Origin of the sequence: Acinetobacter sp. YH12227 (genome assembly GCF_013417785.1) — a bacterium.
In the GTDB taxonomy this organism is placed as follows: domain Bacteria; phylum Pseudomonadota; class Gammaproteobacteria; order Pseudomonadales; family Moraxellaceae; genus Acinetobacter; species Acinetobacter gandensis.
Genome location: NZ_VPDH01000110.1, coordinates 1 through 7513, shown reverse-complemented (window position 1 = coordinate 7513; position 7513 = coordinate 1). Strand labels below are relative to the sequence as shown.

The window sequence follows — 7513 nt, the reverse complement described above, 5'->3', positions numbered from 1 at the left end:
AAGTCGTTTGAATGATTTCTTCTTGGTCTACGTGCCATAAAATACTCCATATATTGATGTTTATAACATCATTTGAGGAGCAGAGTATCACTTATAGGAGTTGTTCAAATTTCCGGATCCATCTCTCAACTACGCATTGATTAAACAAGATATGACAGTTACCGTTTTCGTAGATCTTAATGCGTAATAAATTATCATCAATGCTATGCCAGATACCACGATCTAACCTGAGTTTATCTAATCTAGTGTGGTCTAAAGGCTTGCCAAATAACTGCCTTGCTATAAAGCGTACTTCTTCCACTAAATTATCTCGTCTGCAATAAGAATGGTAGCTATTGTGATGAATGATCACGCACGGGTTAATACCAGCACCAAGATTGGTTTTGTATTTGCTTGATAATTGGCAAAACAATGAATCAACTTTACGAGCATATGCCATGTGGCGCGTAGACCAGATAGATTCTAAAAATACATTCACGTTATCCATCGTGAAATCTTCAATTTCATGACGAGCAATTTTATCTGACAACGCATCATATTCTTTTTCAGATATAAAGTTTCTAAGATTGATGATCTCAGTTAACTTCCTCCAGAAGCATGACGATATTTGTTTTAAAGCAGATTCTTCAGTATTGAATGATGATGAATATGATTTTCGGGTGATTGCACTCACAATCTGGTAAGCATCAAGTTCAATATCTTTGATGCTTTCATAAATAACCTTTATTGACGATTTTGCTTTTTCGCATTGCAAAATTAGCTTTTCGACTTCAATAAAGTCTAATTCAGATGCTTGCACTTCTCTTTTTATATTTACCAACATATTCATAATTGCCCACCTAATTAGCTTAATTGTCTATATAGATATTTTAATAAAAACCATGGTCATTAATTTTTTTTTAAAATTTATAAGCTAACTTTTTCACTATAATTAAATTAAATAAGCACAACGCTTAAAACTTGGTGTAGTGGAATATGGCTCAACCTTTAAAATTCCTTTTAATACCACTGGCTATGTTAGCCAGTGTTCTGTATAATGCTCTATGAATTCATTACTTATTTTTTTAAATTAAAAATCATATGCAAAGCTTAAATGATGAAGAGTGTCGCCAAGTTGAAAGTGTAAAACAGCTTTTACAAAAAAATTTTAAAGATAAGCTTTATGCTATTTATTTATATGGTTCGTATGTTGATGGTGGTTTAAAACATAAAAGTGATCTTGATATTTTAGTTATTATTGAACGTGAAATTACCGATCAGGAAAGAAAACAATTAGCGCAGAATTTTCTAAATATATCTGTTCCGATTGGTCATGCTACAGCGCGTGCCTTAGAAATTACGATATTAGAAAAAGGGAGTATTACCAATAAAAATCATCCATATACATATCAGCTACAATATGGCGAGTGGTTGAGAGAAGAATTACTCAAAGGTGAATTACTTTATAGTCAATCTGATCCAGATATTAGTATTTTACTTAAAACTGCCCAATTACATAACATTACTATCTTTGGACCTGATATTTGCGATTGGTTAAATCCAATTAGCTATGAACAATTAATATTTGCCATGCAAAAAACTTATCCACAAATTATTGCTCATTGGAAAGACGATCAGGATGAATGTAATCAAATTTTAGCGCTATGCCGTATAGCTTATACATTAGATCATAAAACAATAGTTGCCAAGGATGTTGCTGCGACATGGTTTTTAGAATTCTTAAGTCAGATAGATCAAGACATTTTGCAACTCATAATAGATGAATATATTGGGCAAGGTCATGAGCAATGTTGGTTAGTTTTACATGATCAGCTTGCTAAAATTGTTAAAGAATTACAGCATAAAATTGAACCACTACTTTTTAACTGATGTGGAAGTAATGGATATGCTTCTTAGATTATTACCTCACTATATCTCTAAATACCGAAGAGACTTGATATTGCAAAGGGGGGCGTGGTTGGAGTTGCATGAAGATTTTAAATAAAAGCGGAGGAACTAGGGTAAAAGTTGCCAAAAAGTTTCTTCTGAAATGACTTTTATATTATGACGTTTAAGCAAAGCGGAGGTAACTCCATTGCCATAGATCTTATTCCCATTAAATTGACCATCGTAAATCATTGAACTACCACATGAAGGGCTATTTTCTTTAAGCACTACCAGAGTAGCTTTTAATAATTGAACTTTTTTTAAAGTTCTATATGCCCCTTCAATATAGATTGAAGTCACATCCTTTCCTGATTTTTCAATTACACAGGCTTTTCCATCTAAGACATCATCGCCATTACCTCCCGAAATCTCGGCAGGTTCGCGTGGTGTTGATAAACCGCCAAGAATCTCTGGACATACCATAGTAGCTTTTCCATCTTTGACTAATTTTTCGATTTTTTCGTTTAAGCTATGCGTCCCGTTATAACGTACCTTTAAGCCAGCCAGACAAGAACTTACTAAAATCATATTTCCTCTATGAAAAAGATATGTATCGATTTGCTATTTAGCCAGTACCTATTATTTTTTAAAATTAATAGGTTAGTGCTATGGATAAAACAAGAATTTAAATATGATCAATGCAAAGTGAGTTATTTTTTTTCTAACCCACAAAGCTTATAGATTAGTTTGATCCTTTTTGTTTAGAAAATTTATCAACAGTTCCCATAACAATAATGAAAAAAATAGGGACAAACACTAAAGCAAGAAGAGTTGCACTGATCATTCCTCCAAATACGCCAGTACCTATAGCCTTTTGGGTTTCAGAACTCGCACCACTTGCAAAAACTAAAGGAATAACTCCGCATGTAAATGCTAAAGAAGTCATTAAGATTGGACGCAAGCGCAATTTTGCAGCTTCAACGGTTGCTTTAACTAAACTCATCCCATCTTCTCGGAGAGCCTTAGCAAATTCAACAATTAAAATGGCATTTTTCGCTGATAATCCAATGATGGTAATCATACCAACCTTAAAGAAAATATCATTGGGCATACCTCTTATCATTACAGCTATAAATGCACCTATAAGCCCTAGAGGTACAACCAACATAACAGAAAGAGGGATGGACCAACTTTCATATAACCCAGCTAAAACAAGAAATACTACGAGCATAGATAGAAGTAATAAAAATATAGTTTGCGATTCAGCCTGTTTTTCTTCTAAAGAAATACCACTCCATTCATACCCCACACCTTTTGGAAGTTGTTTGATTAAATTTTCCATTTCTGACATTGCTTGACCAGAAGATATACCAGGTGCTGGACTACCCGTAACACTTAAAGATGGACGACCATTGTAACGATTGTATTGTTGTGGGGAGTATTGCCAAACTGGAGTAATAATCTCAGACATAGAAATCAGTTTACCACTTTGACTATTTACTTTGATTTGTAAAATATCATCAATACTCATACGTGATTTGGCATCAAGTTGAACAATAACTTGCTGCATACGATCTTGATTTGGAAAATCGTTGATATACATTGAACCCATTGAAGTAGAAATGATATCGGTAACATCACTGAAGTTAACACCTAATATTTGTAGTTTTTCACGATCAATTTTGAGTTGTACAGAATTTCCATCTGGTAAACCATCAGAGTAAACATCTACAACTTTTTTACTTTGAGTTGATAAACTGAGTAATTGATCTTGGGCTTGTGCTAATGCTTGCATGCCAATATTTCCTACATCCTGCAATTGTAATGAAAATCCAGAAGAGCTTCCTAATTCATCAATTGCTGGAGGCAATACAGACATTACTTGGCCTTCCGAGCTGTCAGCCATTGCAGTATTCGCATTATCCACGACTTGTTGGGCAGTAATTTTACGGTCCTCAAAGGGGAGTAAATTGGTAAAATACATTGCTGTATTTTGCCCTGAACCACTAAATCCAAAGCCTAAGATCGCCATATTATCTTGAATACCAACTTCTTTATTTAGATGTTCCTGAAATTCAGTAACAACTTTTTTGGTACGTTCTTGTGTGGCATCAGAAGGAAGTTGAATTGATGTCATAAACCAACCCTGATCTTCTTCTGGCATAAATGCAGTAGGTACTTGTTTAAAACAAAAAAGAAGTGCAACAACAATGCCTATAAAAAATAGCATAGCCGTTCTTTTATGTTTAATGACTTTAAATAAACCATGTTCATATCGATTATTTAATTTTTCAAAACTTCGATCAAACCAAGCAAAAACACCTTTTTTCACATGATTTTTATCTATTGGTTTCAACATGGTTGCACATAAAGCAGGTGTCAAAGTTAAGGCTAGGAATGCTGAGAATAAAATCGAAACTGACATTGTGATAGTGAATTGGCGATAAATAATCCCTACTGAACCATTTGCTAAAGCCATTGGTAAAAATACTGCAGCCAAAACCAAAGTAATACCAATAATCGGATTCGTAATTTCTTTCATCGCCTTCGAGGTGGCATCTGCAGGGGACAAGCCTTCTGATACCATGATTCTTTCCACATTTTCAATCACTACAATGGCATCATCTACAATGATCCCAATCGCCAGCACCATACCAAACATGGTTAGGACATTGATAGAAAAGCCAGCAAGTAGCATTACAGAGAACGTTCCTAGCAATGCTATGGGAGCAACAATAGCTGGAATTAAGGTATAACGAACATTATGAAGAAATATGAACATTACAATAAAGACTAAAACCATGGCTTCAATCAATGTTGTAATTACTTTTTGAATAGAAACTTTAACAAATGGTGCAGTATCATAAGGGATTGAGAATTTCATTCCATCAGGTAATGAAGTACTCAATTGGTTGATTTTTGCCTTTACCCCTTCAGCAGTTTTAACGGCATTTGCATTGGGACTCATTTGTATTGCTATTGCTGTAGATGGATTACCATTCTCTAAAATGGCAAAACTATAAGACTGCGCACCAACCTCAATATGAGCCACATCTGATAACAGTACAGTTGCCCCATTTTTATTCGAACGTAAACTAATTTTTTTAAATTGTTCAACAGTCTCCAATTGCCCTTGTGCTGTTAATGGAATCGTAATTTGCTGTCCTTTGAGGGCAGGTGTATCACCTATACGACCAGGTGAAATCGGGAGGTTTTGATTTTGAATAGCCGTATTTACGTCTTTAATACTCAGACCATAAGATACTAAACGATTTGGATCGACCCAAATGCGCATAGCTTTTTCAGCTCCAAAATTCTGGATTTTCCCAACCCCATCAACTCGCTTGATTTCTTCAATGACGTGTCGTGTCATGTAGTCACTTAGGTCTATTTCAGAATATTGATGATTAGGGGAGTTCAGACCTATGATCATCAAAAATCCAGATGAAGCTGCATCAACCATAAGCCCTTGTTGTCGAACAGGTTGAGGTAGTCTCGACTCAATTGCTTTGATTTTGTTTTGAACATCAACTTGAGCAAGCTCTACATCTGTACCAGGCTTAAATGTAGCAGTAACAGTAGCGCTACCAGAGGTATCTGAACTTGAACTGTAATACAGTAAATTCTTAACACCTGACATTTCTCTTTCAATAAGTGTTACAACACTGTCATTGAGCGTCTTTGGTGTAGCTCCAGGATACATTGCTGTAATACTAATTTGTGGTGGAGCTACACTTGGAAAGCGTGCAATTGGCAATTTAGGTATACTTAATACACCAAATAAAATAATAAATAAGGCGATGACCCAAGCAAAAATTGGTCGACGAATGAAAAATTGAGACATTATTGCTGCCCCCCATTTTCATTATTCGTTATAGGTGCTTGCCATTGTTTTACTTTTAGTCGCTGATTAGGTTGAATACGGTCTACACCTTCGACAATGATTTTTTCACCCGCATTTATACCTTGCGTGACTACATAACTATTTTGATAACGCTGACCCAGTTGCACAGTTTTACTTTGTGCTTGCTCTTTTTGGTTGATAATAGTTACATTCGCCTTACCACTAATATCATGTTGGATAGCTTGCTCTGGCACTAAAATCGCATTATCAACTTTTGTTCGGCTCATGTTGATACGGACATACATGCCGGGAAGCAATTTTTGACTAGGATTATTCGCTAAAATACGGATAGTCACATCACCAGTATCGGGATCTACTTTAGTGTCTGAAAATAAAATTTCACCCCTTACATCGTATGGCTTACCTTGACTATTTAGTATTTCAACGTTATGGCTAGCATTTGACAAATTCCCTTGTTGTAATGCTTCCTGTATTTTTTCATAATCAGTAATTGACTGTTTTACGTCGATATACACTTTATCAATTTGCTGTACTACTGCCATGGCTTTAGTATCACCTTGGCTGACTAATGCACCTTCAGTCACTAAAATCTCACCAATAATTCCAGATATTGGCGATGTAATTGTTGCATATTTTAGGTTAAGTTGTTGACGTGAAAGTATCGCTTCCATTTGAGTAACATCAGCTTTTGCTTTCTGATATTCTGCTTCAGTATTGTTATATTCTTGCTTACTAATTGCATTAACTGTCACCAGTTCAGCGTATCGTTTTAACAAAATTTGAAGGCGTGTTACTTCAGCCTCAGCACGATGTAAAGTTGCTCTATTACTTTTGACATCAGCCTGAAATATTTCAGAATTTAATTTAAAAAGTGGTTGACCTGCATGTACATAAGTACCCTGTTTAAATAGAACTTTATCTACTATGCCACCAACCTGAGGGCGAATTTCAGCAATACGATATGCAGTGACACGCCCAGGGAGATTTTCAATCAGATTTATTGATTGTGTTTGGGCAGTCATTACACTTACTGATGCTAACGGTGCATCTGCTGAATGATGCTCTGCATTTTCTGATTTTGAGCAGCCTATTAGTAGCACAGTCATAATGCCAGCTGAGCTAACTAAATAACGACTTTTTTTCATAATTTCCATCTTTGAATAGGGTTAAGCTCATACAGTTAAATGATAAATAGCGGTATAACTAAAGTTTAGATTAACTGGTGAAGAGCTTACTAAAGTGACATTTTGCTTAAACTATATAAGTGAAGTAGGCATTGTATTAAACGAATATTTAAATCATTCGATTTAAATATTCTAAGTTAATAAAATAGTGACTTATAAAATAAAAAACGGAAGGTTTTCATTTTCACTGGTTTGATGACATAAAATCTTAAAGCTAAGTATTGATTTCTAAATCATATTGTTGCAGTACACTAGGGGTCAATATACATTTGAATATTGATGAATAAATTCCTAATTGATGTTGCATTTTCCATCCTTCAGAAAAATCTGCCATTAACCAAATAACCTCATCTACAAAAATATGCTCAATTGCAATAAACCAATATTCTTTTTCAAGATCTGTCAGCGTTACAAATTCAGCATATCCTTGTTTAAAAAGATTCCACTCATCAACTGTAAACAGAGGTGGTTCCACTTGTTTGAACAACTAAAAGCGTATTTATAAGTGATATTCCGCTCTAGTTAAGCCACCTTGTTTTGTTGGGGTAGCTGATCATAGTAAAACTCATTTGGTGTCATTTTGTCTAGACTCGAATGA

6 protein-coding genes are annotated in these 7513 nt (G+C 34.9%); 1 reads left to right on the top strand and 5 read right to left on the bottom strand.

Annotation, left to right across the window (positions count from 1 at the left end; translation table 11 throughout):
* Positions 1–91: 91 nt before the first annotated feature.
* A complete protein-coding gene (locus FTV09_RS16425; RefSeq protein WP_257222929.1) occupies positions 92–829 on the bottom strand; it encodes a DUF4942 domain-containing protein in 738 nt (245 codons plus the stop codon).
* Positions 830–1080: 251 nt separating this feature from the next.
* On the opposite strand from FTV09_RS16425, the gene FTV09_RS16420 reads away from it, so the two are divergent.
* On the top strand, positions 1081–1869 hold the full coding sequence (locus FTV09_RS16420; RefSeq protein WP_038350081.1) for an aminoglycoside adenylyltransferase domain-containing protein: 789 nt from the start codon (positions 1081–1083) through the stop codon (positions 1867–1869).
* A 126-nt stretch (positions 1870–1995) separates the two neighbouring features.
* On the opposite strand, the gene FTV09_RS16415 is transcribed toward FTV09_RS16420, so the two are convergent.
* The 4 genes from FTV09_RS16415 to FTV09_RS16400 all read right to left on the bottom strand — a co-directional run bounded on the left by FTV09_RS16415 (position 1996) and on the right by FTV09_RS16400 (position 7390).
* Entirely contained in the window at positions 1996–2454 is a 459-nt protein-coding gene (locus FTV09_RS16415; RefSeq protein ID WP_077170035.1) for a DUF523 domain-containing protein, read from the bottom strand.
* 154 nt (positions 2455–2608) lie between these two features.
* Positions 2609–5710, bottom strand: a complete 3102-nt coding sequence (locus FTV09_RS16410) for an efflux RND transporter permease subunit (protein ID WP_038349993.1) — start codon at positions 5708–5710, stop codon at positions 2609–2611.
* Positions 5710–6876: an efflux RND transporter periplasmic adaptor subunit gene (locus tag FTV09_RS16405; RefSeq protein ID WP_052232764.1), complete on the bottom strand. Its 1167-nt coding sequence runs from the start codon at positions 6874–6876 to the stop codon at positions 5710–5712. The genes FTV09_RS16410 and FTV09_RS16405 overlap by 1 nt, the downstream gene beginning before the upstream one ends.
* A 253-nt stretch (positions 6877–7129) precedes the next feature.
* Complete coding sequence (locus FTV09_RS16400) at positions 7130–7390, bottom strand: hypothetical protein (RefSeq protein WP_038349994.1); 261 nt, start codon at positions 7388–7390, stop codon at positions 7130–7132.
* Positions 7391–7513 lie beyond the last annotated feature (123 nt).